Origin of the sequence: Achromobacter sp. 2789STDY5608615 (assembly GCF_001298995.1) — a bacterium.
GTDB classification, from domain to species: Bacteria; Pseudomonadota; Gammaproteobacteria; order Burkholderiales; family Burkholderiaceae_B; genus Achromobacter; species Achromobacter insuavis.
The window spans coordinates 154,325-170,825 of the sequence record NZ_CYTY01000005.1; the positions used below are offsets into that span (position 1 = coordinate 154,325).

The following is a 16,501-nucleotide window of genomic DNA, read 5'->3' on the forward strand; positions in this document are numbered from 1 at the left end:
ATAAACTCGGCCCCTCTTTTGGATGGCGATATCATCCAAAAAAAGGGGTCACAAAGCCCCCGGCCGGCCTCCCGCGCGTCGTCGCCAGAGCGCCTCCGGAACACCAAACCTGCGCCCAACGCGGGCCCATTTGGCGCCAAATCCTGGCATTTGCCCCAATTCTACGCCACCCCATTCCGCGCCCGGCAGCCCCGCAGAAGTTTTTTTCAGCGTGGCGCGATCAACCGGGACAGATCGGTTTCAAGCGGTGACGGCTCGCCGCATAGCCGGGCCGCGATCAGGTCCCCCATCAGCGCCGACCAGGACAGCCCGCGCGACGCGTAACCGGCCGCCAGCCACAGCCCCGGCGCATGGGTCAGCTCGCCCACGGCGGGCAGGCGTCCCGGCAAGACCGCCCGCCATCCCGCCCAGCCCGGCAAGCTGCCCGGCGCCAGGGCGTCGAAAGCCGGAAAACCGCCGCCCAGCAGTCCCGCCGCCTTGTCCAACGTGACGCGCTGGCCTTCGGCGCCGATACGCGCCTCGGTGGCGCCGTGCACATAGGTGCTGCCCGCCACGCAACCGGCGCCGGTATCGGGCAGCAGGTAGCCTTCGCCGCCCACCACGCAGCGCGGACCGCCGCCCAGCGCCGCCGCCGGCACCAGCGTGACCTCGCCCGCCAGCGCATGCATCTGCGCCACCCGCGGCAGCGGCGCCAGCAGGCCGCTGGCCGCCAGCACGCCCTGCGCGCCGAAGGCGTTGGCCAGGATCACGACATCGGCCCGCGCCAGCTCCGTGTCCGCGGCGTCGAACGCGCGCCAGCCCGCGCCCTCGGCCACCACCCGCGCCACCGTCCCCGCCGCCACGCGCACGCCGGGCGTCGCCAGCAAGGCCGGGATCAATTGGCCGGGCTGCACCAGCATGCCCTGACCGAAGAAGATGCCGCCGCGCGCCAGCGGCAATCCGGCCAGCGCGCTGGCCTCGTCGCGGCTGACCGCGCGCACCCAGTCGCGCGGAAACGCCAGCACCGACAATGTTTCTTCCAGCGCCGCGGCGCGGCCCGCATCTCGCTCCAGCTGCACGGTGCCGCACACGGTCGGCGCGGCGCCGCCGGCCAGCCCGGCCCAGCGAGCCTGGGCGCGTCCGCTGCCCGCGCGCGACAGGCGCGCGCGGGCGTTGTCGTCGCGCGCCAGCACCGGCGTCAGCGCCGCCGCGGTGTGGCCGGCATGGGCCAGCGCGCCCCGCGCCAGCGCCGCATCCAGCACCGTCACGCGCCAGCCTCGCAGCGCCAGGGACTGCGCGATGCCCGCCCCCCGCCAAGCCCGCCCCCCACCACCAGCGCATGACGGCCCTCCTCGGCCGCCGCGGCCGGCGCGGCGTCGGCGCCGGGCGTGGCGGTGCCCACCGTCATGTGCCATTTGCCGCCATAGCCCGGCGCCCGCCGGACATCGAACCCCGCATCACGCAGGGCCTGGCGCAATTCGCCGGTGCAGGCCCAGGTGGCCACCGTAGCCTGCGGCGCGGCCAGCCGCGCCAGGTCCTTGAGCAAGGCGGCCTGCCACATGCGCGGATTGCGCTCCGGCGCGAAACCATCCAGGAAATACGCGTCGACCCGCGCCGCAAGCCGCGGCGCCAGCGCCTGCGCATCGCCGAAACCGAGCGTCAGCGTCACCGCGCCGCCCTCGAATTCCAGCCGGTGCAGGCCGGGCAGCAAGGCCGGCCACTGCGCCGCCAGTTGCGCCGCCAGCGCGGCCAGGGGCTCGGGCGCATGGCGCGCCAGCAAGGCCTGCAAGTCCGCGCGGCCGAACGGGTGCGCCTCCAGCGACACCACGTGCAGGGTGCGCGAGCGCTGCGGATCATCGCGCCACGCGCGCCACAACGCCAGGAAATTGAGCCCCAGGCCGAAACCGGTCTCGCAGACCGTGAAGGCGCCGCGTCCGCGCCAGCGTTCAGGCAGGCCGTTGCCGCGCAGGAAAACGTGTTCGGCCTGGCCCAGCGCGCCCGACGGCGAGTGGTACACGTCGCCATAGGCCGGGCTATAGAGCCGGCCCTGCGCATCGAATTCAGCGACCGCGGGGGTCAGGGGCACGTAGGACGAAGACATGGAAACGGCGGCGATCGGAAAAGATGGATTATCGGCTGGCGCGGCCGGCTGCGTTGGATGCGCGCCACGGGCGTCCGGGCTTTTGCCGCGCCGCCACGGATTTGACGCATGGCTGGGCTTACACTGGTTTCATGGAAACCTATGACCCGCCCCGCTCGCTCGCCTCGCCCGTAGACCTGTGCGCCGCGCTCGACGCCGCGGTCACGGCAGCCCACGCCGGCGCGGCCATCCTGCAATCCTACGCGCATCATCGCGCCGATCTCGTGATCGATCGCAAGGCGCGCAACGATCTCGTGTCCCAGGCCGACCGCGAGGCCGAGGCCGCGATCATCGAGGAATTGCAGGCGCGCACGCCCCAGTTCGGCATCGTCGCCGAAGAGACCGGCGGTCAGGCGCAAGGCGCCGCCACCTGGTACATCGACCCGCTCGACGGCACCACCAATTTCCTGCACGACATTCCGCATTACGCCGTGTCGATCGCGCTCATCGCGCACGCCGGCACCGCGGTGTCCCCCACCGAACGCCTGGCCCGCGAAACGCCCGTGGCCGGCGTGGTCTACGACCCTTGCCGCGAAGAGCTGTTCACCGCCGTATATGGCCTGGGCGCCTGGCTCAACGGCCGCCGCATCAATTGCTCGCGCACCCGCACGCTGGACGACGCCGTGCTGGCAACCGGCTTTCCCTTCCGCGACTTTTCCTTCGCCAGCCAGTACATGCCGATGCTGCATGACGCCATCAACCGCGCCCGCGGCGTGCGGCGCATGGGCGCGGCCGCGCTGGACCTGGCCTGGACCGCCTGCGGCCGTTACGACGGCTATTGGGAAATGGGACTGGCGCCCTGGGACGTGGCCGCGGGCACGCTGATCGTGCGCGAAGCCGGCGGCGCCTGCAACGACATGCACCAGCAGGACTCCTGGCCCATCGGCAGGCGCGTCGTGGCCGGCAATCCCGACATCGAACGCGCCCTGCACGAGATGATCGCCCCGCACCTGGACCAGCCGGGCTGAGGCCCGGCCGCCCGCGCGACCCGCGCGATCAGGCCGCCTGGCCCTGCGGCGCGGCGGCCTCGGCGTCCGGACGCAATTCGCGCCGCAGGATCTTGCCGACGTTGCTCTTGGGCAGCTCGTCGCGGAATTCGACGAAGCGCGGCCGCTTGTAGCCGGTCAGCTTGTCCTTGCACCACTGCTGCACCTGGGCCTCGGTCAGCGACGCATCCTTCTTCACCACGAACACCTTGACGGCCTCGCCCGAATGCTCGTCCGGCACGCCGATGGCGGCGCATTCGAGCACGCCCGGCATCTGCGCCACGGCCGCCTCGACCTCGTTCGGATAGACCTTGAAGCCGGACACCGTGATCATGTCCTTCTTGCGGTCGACGATGCGGGTGTAGCCCTTGTCGTCCATGATGCCGATATCGCCGGTGCGGAAGAAGCCGTCGGCGGTCATGGCGTGGCGGGTCTCTTCCGGCTTCTGCCAGTAGCCGGCCATGACCTGCGGCCCGCGGATGGCCACTTCGCCGCGCTCGCCCAGCGCCACCTCGTTGCCCGCGTCATCCAGGATCGCGACATCGGTGGACGGCAGCGGCAGGCCGATGGCGCCGGAGTAGGCGTCGGTATCGGTCGGATTGACCGTGGCCACCGGCGAGGTTTCGGACAGGCCATAGCCCTCGACCAGCGGCCGGCCCGTGACCTTGAGCCAGCGCTCGGCCACCGCCTGCTGCACCGCCATGCCGCCGCCCAGCGTCAGCCGCAAGCCGGAGAAATCCAGCTTGGCGAAATCCTCGTTGTGGACCAGCGCGTTGAACAGCGTATTGACGCCCGGGAACACATTGATGGGCGTCTTGCGCCACGCGCCGATCAGCGATGGCTGGTCGCGCGGATTGATGATCAGCACGTTGCGCATGCCGGCGTGCAGCCCGTACAGGCCGCAGACCGTCATGGCGAACACGTGGTACAGCGGCAGCGCGCTCAGGATCGTGATCTGCTGCCCCGCCAGGTCATGCAGCGCGGGCGAGGCCACCGCTTCCATCTGCATCACGTTGGACGTCAGGTTGCGATGCGTCAGCATGGCGCCCTTGGGCACGCCAGTGGTGCCGCCGGTGTATTGCAGCACCGCCAGGTCGTCCATCGAGATGACCGGCGCCGTGAACGGCAGGCCCGCTCCCCTGGCCAGCACCTTCGGCAGCATCTGCGCGCCGTCGATATGCCACGCCGGCACCAGCTTCTTGATATAGCGCGCCGCCAGGTTCACCAGCGGCGCCTTCAGGCCGCCCAGCAGGTCGCCCGGGCCGGTCACCACGACGTGCTTGAGCTGGCCGCGGTCGGTCACGCTCTGCAGCGTGTGGGCGAAATTCTCCAGGATGACGATGACCGCCGCGCCGCTGTCCTGCAACTGCCGCTGCAGTTCATCGGGGGTATAGAGCGGGTTGACGTTGACCACCGCGTGGTCGGCCCGCAGCGTGCCCAGCAGCGCCACCAGGTAGGCCGGCACGTTGGGCATCATCAGCGCGACCCGCGACCCCTTGGGCAGCCCCAGGCTCTGCAGCCAGGCGGCGAACCCGCGGCCATGCGCGTCAAGCTGCGCATAGGTGATGTCGCTGCCCATGGCGGTGCAGGCGATGCGGGTCGCGTACTGCTTGCAGGCCCGGTCCAGCAGGTCGGTGAGCGACGCATAGCCGTCGATGGAGATATCGGCGGGCACCCCTTTCGGGTAATGGGCAAGCCACGGACGGGTCATGGTGTTTGTCTCCATTAAATTGGTTTTTGATTGATGATAACCTTGTTGCGTTCCCAAATTCCGCCTGATTCTTCCCATGAAACTCCTCGATCCCATCGTCGCCTGGCGCGACGATATCTCCCAGATCCGACGCGACATCCACGCGCATCCCGAATTGGCGTTCGAGGAATTCCGCACCGCCGACGTGGTCGCGGCCAAGCTCGAAGAATGGGGCATTGAAATCCATCGCGGCCTCGGCGGCACCGGCGTGGTCGGCATCATCCGCGGCGACCGTCCCGGCGAACGCGCCGTCGGCCTGCGCGCCGACATGGACGCCCTGCCGATGCAGGAAGCCAATACCTTCGCCCACGCCAGCAAGCATGCCGGCAAGATGCACGCCTGTGGCCACGACGGCCACACCGCCATGCTGCTGGCCGCCGCGCGCTACCTGGCGCAGCACCGCGACTTCGCCGGCACGGTCTATGTGATCTTCCAGCCCGCCGAGGAAGGCGGCGGCGGCGCCAAGCGCATGATCGACGACGGCCTGTTCACGCGCTTCCCCATGGAAGCCGTGTTCGGCATGCACAACTGGCCCGGCATGGCGCCCGGCCAGTTCGGCGTGACCGCCGGCCCCATCATGGCCTCCAGCAACGAATTCTCCATCGTGGTCAAGGGCAAGGGCACCCATGCCGGCATGCCCAACCTGGGCATCGACCCGGTGATGGCGGCGGTGCAACTGGCGCAATCGCTGCAGACCATCATCACGCGCAACCGCAATCCGCTCGACGCCGCGGTGCTCAGCATCACGCAGATCCACGCCGGCAGCGCCGACAACGTGGTGCCCAACCACGCCGAACTGCGCGGCACGGTGCGCACCTTCACCCTCGAGGTGCTGGACCTGATCGAACGCCGTATGGAAGAGATCTCGCGCCACACCTGCGCCGCCATGGATTGCGAAGTGGAGTTCACCTTCCAGCGCAACTACCCGCCCACCATCAACCATCCCGAGGAAGCCGCGTTCTGCGCCGACGTGATGCGCGACATCGTCGGCGACGACAAGGTCAACGATCACGTGCAGCCCACCATGGGCGCCGAGGACTTCGCCTTCATGCTGCAGGAACTGCCGGGCTGCTACGTCTGGATCGGCAACGGCGTCGGCGACCACCGCGCCGCCGGCCATGGCCTGGGCCCGTGCATGCTGCACAACGGCAGCTACGACTTCAACGACGACCTGCTGGCGCTGGGCGGCACCTATTGGGTGCAGCTGGCGCTCAAGCGCCTGGCCAAGCCCTGACCTCCCGCTAGAAACCGCCCCCCCTGCCCCGTCCGCACCGCCAGGCACATCGCCAGGAAGCGCTGGGCGGCGCGGGCGGCGGCATCCGCGTGCGGCACCAGGATGCTCAGCGTGCGCGTCAGCGGCCGCGGCAACAGCCGCAACGCGGCCAGCGCGCCGTCCTCGTGCCGCATCGACATGGCGGACACGAAACCCACGCCCAGTCCGGCGCGCACCGCCTGCTTCACCCCCTCCACCCCGGCCAGCTCCAGCCCGATCGACGGCGCCAGGCCGGCATCGGCAAACGCCCGCTCGACCAGCCGCCGCACGCCTGACCCCGGTTCCCGCATCACCAGCGCCGACAGCGCCAGGTCGCGCAGCGTCACCGCGCCCTTGCCGGCCAGCGCGTGATCGGCGCGCACGATCGCCACCACCTCGTCCTGCCGCCACGCGTGCACCGCGGTATCGGCGGGCAGGCCCGTCGGCACGTCGCCCTCGATGAAGGCCAGGTCCAGCGCGGGCAGGCGCTCGACGATCTCGCGGGTATTGCCATCGGACAGGTGCAGGCTGACGGCCGGGAACGCCTGGCGGAAATCCGCCACCAGGGCGGGCAGCAGGTAGCTGGCGGGCGTGGTGCTGGCCCCCAGCCGCAGCGCGCCGGTTTCCAGGCCGCGCCAGGACTCCCGCACCGCCTGGGCCTGGCGATACACCTGGCGCAGCTGGCGCGCCTGCTCGGCCAGGCGCTCGCCCGCTTCGGTCAGGGCGATGCCGTGGCCGCTGCGGCGGTACAGCGGTTCGCCGAACCATTCCTGCAAGGCGCGCAGCTGGCCCGACACGGCCGGCTGCGACAGGTGCAGCTGCTGCGCCGCGCGGCTGATGTTGCCGGCATCGGCCACCGTGGCAAAGGTGAGCAATTGATCGGGCGTCATGGATCGTTCCAGGCCGGGGCCGCCACGGCGGCTTGATTATCAGAATTTCCGATATTTCATATCAAAAATGAAAATTTTCCAAATAACGGCTATGAAATTAATATTTCGTCCAGTTATTTAGATATGCACAAAGGCCCGCCATGAGCACCGCCAGCACCACCGTCCCCCAACAGGCCGCCGCCCCCCCGCCGCGCCAGCCTCCCCGGCCGCCACCGCCACGCCCTGGCGCGACAAGCTCAACGGCGTCCTGTTCGTCGGCCTGATGTCGGCCGCGGTCATGCAGCTGGCGGACCTGCCCGCCATCCGCCAGCTGGGCTTTTCGCCGCTGGTGGTCGGCATCGTCTGTGGCATGCTGTACGGCAACTTCCTGCGCGGCACCATGCCGGTCGACTGGGGCGTGGGCGTCAACTTCACCGCGCGCCGCCTGCTGCGCATCGCCGTGGCCTTCTACGGCCTGAACATCAGCATCCAGCAGATCGCCGCCGTCGGCCTGCCGGGCCTGGCGGTCTCGGTGGCGGTGGTGGTGGGCACGCTGCTGATCGGCACCTGGGTCGGCCAGCGCCTGCTCGGGCTGGACCGTGACACCGCCATGCTGACCGCCGCCGGCAGCGCCATCTGTGGCGCCGCCGCCGTGCTGGCCTTCGAACCGACCCTGCGGGCGCAGCCGCACAAGAGCGCCGTGGCGGTCGCCACCGTGGTGCTGTTCGGCACGCTGTCGATGTTCCTGTACCCGGTGCTGTACCACGCCGGCTGGCTGCCGTTCGACACCCAGTCGCTGGGCATCTACATCGGCGGCACCATCCACGAAGTGGCGCAGGTGGTCGGCGCGGCCAGCAACATCGACCCCGCCACCACGGAAGTCGCCACCATCGTCAAGATGACCCGCGTCGCGCTGCTGGTGCCGGTGCTGCTGATCCTCGGCCTGTACCTGCGCAGCGCCGCCAGCCATGCCGGCGGCAACGCCAAGGGCGCCAAGCTGCCGATTCCCTGGTTCGCGGTCGGCTTCCTGGTCCTGGCCATCATCAACTCGCTCAACATCATCCCCGCCGACGTGGTCGCCGCCATCCGCCGCCTGGACGTCTTCGCCCTGACCATGGCCATGACCGCGCTGGGCATCGAGACCCGCTTCGCCAACATCCGCAAGGCCGGTCCGCGGGTGATGGCGCTGGGCCTGATCCTGTACGTCTGGCTGCTGGTCGGCGGCTACGGCATCGTCAAGCTGGCGTCCTGATCCACACCCGCTTCGATAAAGCGTCCCGACGGGGCGCCGGCCCGCGCCGGCGCCCCGTTTTTCCTGCATAATCGGCTGGTTGCCTTGCATTGGAGCCGGCCGCATGACCTCCAGCACCAAAACCCCCTTCACGACTTTGCCCGCCAATCGCGACGCGGTATTGCGCGTCATGCCGATGCCCGCGGACGCCAACATCCACGGGGACGTTTTCGGCGGCTGGATCATGTCCCAGGTCGACATCGCCGGGTCGATTCCCGCCGCCCGCCGCGCGGCCGGCCGGGTCGCCACGGTCGCCGTCAACGCGTTCCAGTTCAAGCAGCCCGTGTTCGTGGGCGACCTGCTCAGCTTCTATACTTCCATCATCAAGACCGGCAAGACCTCCATCACCGTCTCGGTCGAGGTCTACGCGGAACGCCAGCGCCTGGATGCCGAAGTCGTCAAGGTCACCGAAGCCACGCTGACCTACGTCGCCACCGACGAAGCGCGGCGCAGCCGCCCTCTCCCCATTCTTTGAGCCGTATCGCATGACGCAGTCCGCCGCCGCGCAGAAACCGCCCGCGACGCCCCGCCGCCTCGACCCGGAAGACGCGCAGCACGCCCTGGCGGAAGTCCAGGAGCGCCTGCGCCGCCAGCAGCTGGTCGCCGACCTGGTGCATCGCCAGGAAGAAGGCGACGCCAAGGCCAACCTGGTCGAAGACCTGGTGCACCGCCAGCACGAGGCGGAGCTCAAGACCCTGCTGGACGGCCTACACCCCTCGGACATCGCCTTCATCCTCGAATCGCTGCCCAAGGATGAACGCCAGACGATCTGGAAGCTGGTCAGCCCCGAGCACGACGCCGACGTGCTGCTCGAGGTCGAAGACTGGGTGCGCGAATCGCTGATCGAGGCGATGGACCGCCAGGACCTGGTAGCCGCCACCGGCAACATGGACGCCGACGAACTGGCGGACCTGGCGCCCGACCTGCCGCCGGACGTGGTGGCCGAGGTCCAGAAGGGCCTGACCGAGGAAGAGCGCGCGCAGCTGCTGGAAGCCATGGGCTATCCGGAAGACAGCGTCGGCGCCATCATGGACTTCGAGATGGTCCGGGTGCGCGAGGACGTCACGCTCGAAGTGGTGCTGCGCTACCTGCGCCGCCTGCATGAACTGCCCGACCACACCGACCAGATCTTCGTGGTCGACCGCCAGGACAAGCTGCAGGGCATCCTGCCGCTGTCGCGGCTGTTGGTCAGCGAACCTGAAACCGAAGTTCGCGCGGTCATGAACGCCGACTTCCTGACGCTCAACCCGCTGGATTCCGATGCCGACGCCGCCGGCGCGTTCGAACGCTACGACCTGGTGTCCGCCCCCGTGATGGACGACCAGGGCCGCCTGATCGGCCGCGTCACCATCGCCGACGTGGTCGACGTGATGCGCGAAGACTCGCAGGAACAGGCCCTGTCGCGCGCCGGCCTGCAGGAGGAAGACATCTTCGCGCCGGTCAGCACCGCGCTGCGCAACCGCGCGCCCTGGCTGCTGTTCAACCTCTGTACCGCGGCCACGGCGTCGTTCGTGGCCTCGCAATTCGAAGGCACCGTCAGCCAGATCGTGATCCTGGCGTTCCTGATGTCCATCGTCGCCGGCATCGGCGGCAACTCGGGCAACCAGACCATGACGCTGATCATCCGCGCCCTGGCGATGGGCCGGATCACCGGCCGCAACCTGTGGCAGCTGGTCAAGCGCGAACTGTTCGTGACCCTGATGGTGGGGCTGTGCGGCAGCCTGGTGGCGGCCCTGTTCGCCTGGGTGATTTCGCACTCGCTGTCGATCGCCCTGGTGATGATGGCCGCCATGGTCTGCAACATGCTGGTGGGCGCCTCGGTCGGGGTGCTGGTGCCGATGGTGCGGGCCCGCTTCGGCAAGGATCCGGCCATGGGATCCTCGGTCCTGCTGACCTTCGCGACGGACTCCCTGGGGTTTTTCATCTTCCTGGGCCTGGCCACGATTTTCCTGCTGTAGCGCGTCTGCAACGGACCCACGCACGAATGTTTCACGGGATGTCCTGAACGCTTATTTGACAGCGGCATGACAGTCAATATGGCGACCGCTCCGTTACAGTAACGAGGTTGTCATCATTTTCTGTCCCTGCAATGACCGCCAGACTCCGGGCAGCGCTTTTTTGCCTGCTGCTCTCCACTTTCAGCGCCGCCGCGCACGCCTGCGACAACCTGCCGTCGTGGGCCCAATCCGCCTGTCAGCGCCTTGACCAGATCTGGTCCGAAGGCGGCAACGACCTCTATTTCAGCGGCTACGCCTGGCACAACCGCGCCATGTACAGCCGCGAAAAAATCAACAGCTTCAATGAACTGGCCTGGGGCGGCGGCTATGGCCGCGGCATCTACGACGAAGACGGCGACTGGCAGGGCCTGTACGCCATGGCCTTCCTGGATTCCCACAGCAAGGTCGAGCCGATCGCCGGCTATGGCTTCCTGAAGATCGGACGGGTCAGCGAGAATTTCCGGCTGGGCGCCGGCTATACGGTCTTCCTGACCGCGCGCCACGACATCATGAGCTACGTGCCCTTCCCTGGCGTGCTGCCGCTGGTCTCGGCCGGCTACAAGGACACCATGCTGTACGCAACCTACATTCCCGGTTCGCGCGGCGCGGGCAACGTGCTGTTCATGTTCGGCCGCTGGGCCTTCTGACGGCCCGGCGCGACGCTGCGGGACTTTCCCAGGCGCCCGCCGCAGCGCGTTCCAATGGCCCGCTGGCGGGCCGCCCGTTCAGCAGGGCTGCAGGCCCAGCCGGCGCACCAGTTCGCCCAGGCGCCAATCATCGATGCCGTGGGCGCGCAGCGCCTTCTCGGTTTCCACCACGTAATCCAGGCACGGGCCCGAATGCCCGACCGCATTGCGCACCGACGCCAGCAGGCGGTCGTCGCTCAGGTCGGCGGCGTATTCCTGGCAGGCGCGATTCAATAGGAACACCAGCCCGCGCACCGGCGCCTGTTCGGTATGGCAGGCCAGCCAGCGCGGCGTGTAGGCGCCGGTGACCATCTCGCGGCGCCACAGCGCCTCGAACACCGCAGGCACGTCACAGGCGGCAATCTGGAACGCCACGCCGCGGCAGCAGCCGCCGCGATCCAGGCCGAACACCAGCCCGGGATTGTCGGGCGAGCCGCGATGGTCGTGCGACCACAGGCACAGCGAGCGGTGATAGCCGCGCACCGTGGCCAGGCGCCGTTCGCGCCAGGCAAAACCGGGATGCCAGATCAGGGAGCCGTAGGCGAACACCCACAGGTCGTCGGTGCCGTTCCATCCCATCAAAAGCTCTTCCACCGACGCGGGTTGCGCCTTCGCCAATCCGGCACAGCCGGCGGGTACTGCCAACGACATAGGGTCCTCTGATATCCCGGGTTCATTCCCATGGCGGGAATGACGGATATGCTACGCCGCCTGCCGCGCAAAAGAATTGCGAGATGGGCCGCGCGCAACACGCCGAAAGAAATTTGTATTCGCCGGAAGGCGGCGCCAGGGAAAAAAATTGCGCTCCGCCCCAAGGACCGCTTTCACCCCGGCCGGACGGCCGCCGGCAGCCCGGCCGGCCGGTCCGCCTAGAGCGCGTCCAGCGGCAGTTCGGTGGTGCTCTTGATGACTTCCATCGAGAAGCTGGCGCCGACGTCCAGCAGGTCGACCGCGGCGATCAGGCGGCGGTAGAAGCGGTCATAGGCCGCCATGTCCTCGACCACCACCTTGAGCAGGTAGTCGATGTCGCCGGCCATGCGATGGAACTCGACCACATTCGGCAGCGCCATGACCGCGTTGATCAGGCTCTGGGTCCATTTCTCGTTGTGCTGGCTGGTCTTGATCGAGACGAACACGGTCAGGTTCAGCCCCAGCGCGCGCGGGTCCAGCAGGATGGCGTTGCGGGCGATGACGCCATCGTCCTTGAGCTTCTGGATGCGGCGCCAGCAGGGGGTGACGGACAGATTGACCTGCTCGGCGATCTCGGCGACCGAGCAGGTGGCGTCCTTCTGCAGCAACGCCAAGATCTTGATGTCCGTCTGGTCCATGGGGATTCCTCAAGCGATATCGCCGCAATCTTGCCCTGACACCCCGCCCGCGTCCAGCCGCGGAACACCCTAAGCAGCCCCACGGACCGCCCGGGGCGCGGATTCAGTACGTGCCGGGGTAGCCGCCGCCATCGAGCAGGATGTTCTGCGCCGTCATGTAGCCCGCGTGCGCCGAGCAGACATAGGCGCACAGCGCCCCCAGCTCCTCGGGCTGGCCGTAGCGGCCGGCCGGGCTGGCGCGGCCGCGCTCGTCCCACAGCTGTTCGAAGGTCTTGCCGCCTTCCTCCAGCATGCCGCGGATGTGACGCGCCTGCGCGTCGGTGGCGAAGGCGCCCGGCAGCAAGTTGTTGATGGTGACATTGTGGCGCACGGTCTGGCGCGCCAGGCCGCTGACGAAGCCGATCAGCCCGGCGCGCGCGCCGTTGGACAACCCCAGCTCGGCGTGCGGCGCCTTGACGCTGCGCGAGACGATGTTGACGATGCGCCCGAAGCGCCGCTCGATCATGCCGTCGACCACGCGGCGGATCATGTCGATGGGGCCCAGCATCATGGAATCGAGCGCCGCGATCCAGTCGTCATGGCTCCAGTCGCGGAAATCGCCGGGCATGGGGCCGTCGGCGTTGTTGATCAGGATATCGGGGTGCGGGCACGCGGCCAGCGCGGCGTCGCGCCCCTCGGGCAGCGTCAGGTCGGCCGAGACCCAGCCCACGCCGATGCCCGTGGCGCGCGCGATCTCGGTCGCGGCCTGCTCCAGCGTCTGCGGATTGCGCGCCGCGATGGTCACCGCCACGCCCTCGCGCGCCAATTGCAGGGCACAGGCCCGGCCCATGCCGCGGCTGCCGCCGAATACCAATGCCGTCTTGCCGCTGATCCCCAGATCCATGCCTGACTCTCCAGAGTGGTGCCGTGAAGCGGACCAGTATAGGAGCGGCGGGCCGCCGCGGGGGTGGAAATTTTTTCTAATGTTCGGGCCGGGACGGCCGAATTTGGCAAAGGCATTCCAGCGCAAATCCCTAAGATGAAACCTTGTCATCCAGGGGCCTGCCCATGACCTCCGTCCAACTTGCCACCGCAGACCTGCGCTCGCTGTGCGAATCGGTGCAGGCCGCCCAGATGAACGCGGCCCGCGCCCTGCTGCGCGAGCTGGCCAGCAGCGTCGCCAATGCCGGCGATATGCTGCGCGCCCTGCCCGAAGACCTGCGCGCCGGCCGCGCCGACACCTACACCCGCCACATCGCCTACGCCGATCCGCATGGCGCCTTCACCGTCGCCTACCTGATCTGGCGCCCGGGGCAATTCAGCCCGGTGCATGGTCACAAGACCTGGTGCACCTACCAGGTCCTGCAGGGCGAATTGGCCGAAACCCACTACCGCTGGGACCCGGTCGCCGCCGCGGCCATTGCCTGCGGCGAGGTCAGCCGGCGGCCGGGCGACGTCGTCACCGCCGCCCCGGGCCTGCGCCAGATCCACCGCCTCGGCAATGCCGGCCCCGGCGTCGCGGTGTCCCTGCACATCTATGGCGTAGACCAGGCCGACCTCTGCACCGGCGTCAATCACCTGGTGCCGACGCCCGCCACGCATTGACCGCGGGATGCCAGTCTTCGCAACGGGATCCCCATAAAAAAAGCGGGGCCAATGGCCCCGCCCTGTCTTGCCTGCGCCTCAGCCCATCCACTGGCTGACCGGCGCCGCCGCATCCTGCAGCGGCTGCGCCACCACGTCGATCAGCGCCGGGCCGTCGTGCTCCATGGCCGCCTTGATGGCCGCGTCCAGCTTGGCCGGATCCTCGACCCGCCAGGCCTTCACGCCATAGGCTTCGGCGATGCGGGCGTGGTCGGTGCGGTCGAAGTCCACGCTGTAGTAGCGCTTGTCGTAGCCGGCCTTCTGGCTGGCCTTGATCCAGCCATAGACCGAGTTCGAAAACACGATCATCAGCAGCGGCGCCTTGTGGCGCACGATGGTCTCGAGCTCGCCGACGGTGAAGCCGAAGCTGCCGTCGCCCATCACCGAGACGCACTTGGCGTTCGGCCGGCCGACCCAGGCGCCCAGCGCCGCCGACATCGAGAAACCCAATGCGCCATGGGCGCGGTTGGTGATGAAGTGGCGGCCGGGCCGCGACACGTCGTAATAGGCCGAGAAATACGGGCACGGCGTGCCGGGGTCGGCGCACACCACGGCGTCGTCGGGCAACAGGCGATTGAGCGACTGCACCACGCGCTCGGGGCGGATCGGCGCATCCAGGCTGTTCGCCAGCGGCTCCAGCTGCGCGCGGCGCGCGGCCTTGGCGCGGCCGGCCAGCACCGCGCCGTCGGCGGCGTCGGACGGCCGGTGCGCCAGGCGCGCCTGCACCTCGGCGCCCAGCGCCTGCAGGGCCAGCTTGGCATCGCCCACCATGCCGACTTCGGTCAGGTAGTTGGCGCCGATCACCATCGGATCGATGTCGATGTGCAGGATCGGCACGTCGCGGTTCGGGAAGCGCCAGTGCTCGGTCGAGGTCGACCCCGCGCGGCAGCCGACGAACAGCACCACGTCGGCCGCGGCCACCACGTCGCGCGTCGCCATCACGCCGCCGTTCGAGCCCACCACGCCCGCGTTCAGCGGATGCGTGTCGGCCAGGCTGCCCTGGCCGCTGACGGTCACGCAGACCGCCGCCTTCAGGCTCTCGGCCAGTTCCTGCAGCGCGCCGCTGGCGCCGGCGATCACCACGCCGCCGCCGCAGATGATGACCGGCGCGCGCGCGCCGACCAGGCGCTGCGCCGCGCGCGCCACGTCGGCCGGATCCGGCGCGTAGCGCAGCGAGGGGAATTGCGCGTGTTCCGGCTGGGCCCAGACATCGGCGCCATCGACCTGCTGCTTCATCACGTCATACGGGAAGCACAGGTGCGCCGAACCGGGCTTGCCGGTGGTCATGGCGCGGAACGCCGCGCGCACCATGCCGGGAATCTGGTCGGCGCGGTCGATGGTGCGGTTCCATTTGGTCAGCGGCCGGTACAGGGCCTCCTGGTCCAGTTCGGTCAGCGGGTACTTGCCGCGCGAGCCCACCGCCACGTCGGACGTGATGCCCAGCACCGGGATGGACGACTCGTTGGCCTCCACCAGCCCGGGCAGCAGATAGGTCGCGCCGCCGCCGCTCGGCCCTTCGCACACGCCGACCTTGCCGGTCACGCGGGCGTAGGCGTCGGCCATGTAGCCGGCGCTGCGCTCGTCCCGGGTCAGGATGTGCTGCATGCCATGATCGAGCCGGTAGAGCGCGTCGTAGAACGGCAGGCTGGTATCGCCGCACAGGCCGAAAATATGTTTGACGCCGTTGTGTTGCAGCATCCGCACCATTGCTTCGGCGCCGGTCAAGGTATCCATGTCTTCTCCACGCGATGCGCGGACCGGGCGGGACGCGATCGCGCCCCGCCGCCGGCCGCTCAGTTATCCAGGTTGATGTTGCTGCTCTTGATGAACTTGCTCCAGCGGTCGTATTCCGCCTTCACGTAGGCATCCAGCGCCGGGCCGTTCGACGCCACGATCTCGAAGCCCGCCTCTTCCAGCTTCTTCTTGACGTCCGGATCGGCCAGCACGGTGTTGAAGGCCTGCGTCAGCTTCTTCACGGTCGCCTCCGGCGTGCCCTTGGGGGCGAACATGCCGCTCCACGAATAGGCGACGAACCCGGGGAAACCGGACTCGGCCACCGTCGGCACGTTGGGCAGGTCGGGCAGGCGCTTCTCGCCGGCCACCGCCAGCGGCTTGATCTTGCCGGCCTGGATCTGGCCGCGCAGCGCGGCGAAGCTCAGCCAGGTCATGTTGGCCTGACCGCCCACCACCGCCTGGATGGCCGGTCCGCCGCCGCCGTACGGCACGTGCAGCAGCTCCACCTTCGACAGGCGCTTGAGTTCCTCCGGCGCCAGGTGATTGAGCGAACCGACGCCGGTGGAGGCGTAGTTGAACTTGTTGGGCGGCTGCTTGGCCGCGGCCGCCAGGAAGTCCTTCAAGTTGTCGCCCGGCACGCCCGGGTTGGCGCCCAGCACCAGCGGAAAGCGCACGGTCTGGGTGATGGCGACGAAGTCCTTGAAGGTGTCGTAGGGCAGCTTGGGTTTGACCGCCGGATTGATGCCGTGGTTGTCGAAGCTGACCAGCAGCGTGCTGCCGTCGGGCTCGGCCCGCGCCACGAAGGCGGTGGCGATCTGGCTGGCGGCGCCCGGGCGGTTTTCCACCACCACGGCGCGCCCGCCCAG

Annotated in this window: 14 protein-coding genes and 1 pseudogene; 7 read left to right on the forward strand and 8 right to left on the reverse strand. The window is 68.9% G+C overall.

The window, feature by feature from the left end:
- Nucleotides 1-206: 206 nt before the first annotated feature.
- Nucleotides 207-2,080 (reverse strand): annotated as a pseudogene (gene mnmD, locus AOZ49_RS06235) (tRNA (5-methylaminomethyl-2-thiouridine)(34)-methyltransferase MnmD).
- Nucleotides 2,081-2,211: 131 nt separating this feature from the next.
- On the opposite strand from mnmD, the gene AOZ49_RS06240 reads away from it, so the two are divergent.
- Entirely contained in the window at nt 2,212-3,087 is an 876-nt protein-coding gene (locus tag AOZ49_RS06240) for an inositol monophosphatase family protein (protein WP_054474687.1), read from the forward strand.
- Nucleotides 3,088-3,115: 28 nt separating this feature from the next.
- On the opposite strand, the gene AOZ49_RS06245 is transcribed toward AOZ49_RS06240, so the two are convergent.
- On the reverse strand, nt 3,116-4,816 hold the full coding sequence (locus AOZ49_RS06245) for an AMP-binding protein (RefSeq protein ID WP_054474632.1): 1,701 nt from the start codon (nt 4,814-4,816) through the stop codon (nt 3,116-3,118).
- Nucleotides 4,817-4,892: 76 nt separating this feature from the next.
- On the opposite strand from AOZ49_RS06245, the gene AOZ49_RS06250 reads away from it, so the two are divergent.
- Entirely contained in the window at nt 4,893-6,089 is a 1,197-nt protein-coding gene (locus tag AOZ49_RS06250) for a M20 aminoacylase family protein (protein WP_054433519.1), read from the forward strand.
- On the opposite strand, the gene AOZ49_RS06255 is transcribed toward AOZ49_RS06250, so the two are convergent.
- Nucleotides 6,047-6,997 carry a LysR family transcriptional regulator gene (locus AOZ49_RS06255; protein ID WP_054474633.1) on the reverse strand — a complete coding sequence of 317 codons (951 nt, stop codon included), beginning with the start codon at nt 6,995-6,997 and terminating at the stop codon, nt 6,047-6,049. The genes AOZ49_RS06250 and AOZ49_RS06255 overlap by 43 nt on opposite strands.
- 247 nt (nt 6,998-7,244) lie before the next feature.
- Here AOZ49_RS06255 and AOZ49_RS06260 point away from each other — a divergent pair, with 247 nt between their 5' ends.
- The 4 genes from AOZ49_RS06260 to pagP all read left to right on the forward strand — a co-directional run bounded on the left by AOZ49_RS06260 (nt 7,245) and on the right by pagP (nt 10,911).
- Nucleotides 7,245-8,228, forward strand: coding sequence for a YeiH family protein (locus AOZ49_RS06260; protein ID WP_156355604.1), 984 nt, complete (start codon nt 7,245-7,247; stop codon nt 8,226-8,228).
- A gap of 103 nt (nt 8,229-8,331) precedes the next feature.
- Nucleotides 8,332-8,742 carry an acyl-CoA thioesterase gene (locus AOZ49_RS06265; protein ID WP_006392972.1) on the forward strand — a complete coding sequence of 137 codons (411 nt, stop codon included), beginning with the start codon at nt 8,332-8,334 and terminating at the stop codon, nt 8,740-8,742.
- A 10-nt stretch (nt 8,743-8,752) separates the two neighbouring features.
- Nucleotides 8,753-10,225: a magnesium transporter gene (gene mgtE / locus AOZ49_RS06270; RefSeq protein WP_054433516.1), complete on the forward strand. Its 1,473-nt coding sequence runs from the start codon at nt 8,753-8,755 to the stop codon at nt 10,223-10,225.
- Between the two features lie 131 nt (nt 10,226-10,356).
- Nucleotides 10,357-10,911 (forward strand): lipid IV(A) palmitoyltransferase PagP, encoded by a 555-nt coding sequence (gene pagP, locus AOZ49_RS06275; RefSeq protein WP_054474635.1) that lies wholly within the window; start codon nt 10,357-10,359, stop codon nt 10,909-10,911.
- 78 nt (nt 10,912-10,989) lie between these two features.
- Here the strand turns inward: pagP and AOZ49_RS06280 are convergent, their stop codons facing one another.
- The 3 genes from AOZ49_RS06280 to AOZ49_RS06290 form a co-directional block, all read right to left on the reverse strand.
- Nucleotides 10,990-11,601, reverse strand: coding sequence for a gamma-glutamylcyclotransferase (locus AOZ49_RS06280; protein WP_054474636.1), 612 nt, complete (start codon nt 11,599-11,601; stop codon nt 10,990-10,992).
- A gap of 218 nt (nt 11,602-11,819) precedes the next feature.
- Nucleotides 11,820-12,278: an Lrp/AsnC family transcriptional regulator gene (locus AOZ49_RS06285; protein WP_054474637.1), complete on the reverse strand. Its 459-nt coding sequence runs from the start codon at nt 12,276-12,278 to the stop codon at nt 11,820-11,822.
- 103 nt (nt 12,279-12,381) lie between these two features.
- Entirely contained in the window at nt 12,382-13,161 is a 780-nt protein-coding gene (locus tag AOZ49_RS06290) for an SDR family oxidoreductase (RefSeq protein ID WP_054433513.1), read from the reverse strand.
- 164 nt (nt 13,162-13,325) lie between these two features.
- Here AOZ49_RS06290 and AOZ49_RS06295 point away from each other — a divergent pair, with 164 nt between their 5' ends.
- Nucleotides 13,326-13,862: a cysteine dioxygenase family protein gene (locus AOZ49_RS06295; protein ID WP_054433512.1), complete on the forward strand. Its 537-nt coding sequence runs from the start codon at nt 13,326-13,328 to the stop codon at nt 13,860-13,862.
- 78 nt (nt 13,863-13,940) lie between these two features.
- Here AOZ49_RS06295 and AOZ49_RS06300 read toward each other — a convergent pair whose 3' ends face one another.
- Together AOZ49_RS06300 and AOZ49_RS06305 are read right to left on the reverse strand one after the other, a co-directional pair.
- The gene (locus tag AOZ49_RS06300) at nt 13,941-15,635 is read right to left on the reverse strand and encodes a thiamine pyrophosphate-binding protein (protein WP_054433511.1); all 1,695 of its coding nucleotides are present in this window, start codon (nt 15,633-15,635) and stop codon (nt 13,941-13,943) included.
- Nucleotides 15,636-15,694: 59 nt separating this feature from the next.
- Nucleotides 15,695-16,501, reverse strand: an 807-nt coding sequence (locus AOZ49_RS06305; RefSeq protein ID WP_054474638.1) for a tripartite tricarboxylate transporter substrate binding protein, incomplete at its 5' end; no start/stop codon positions are given.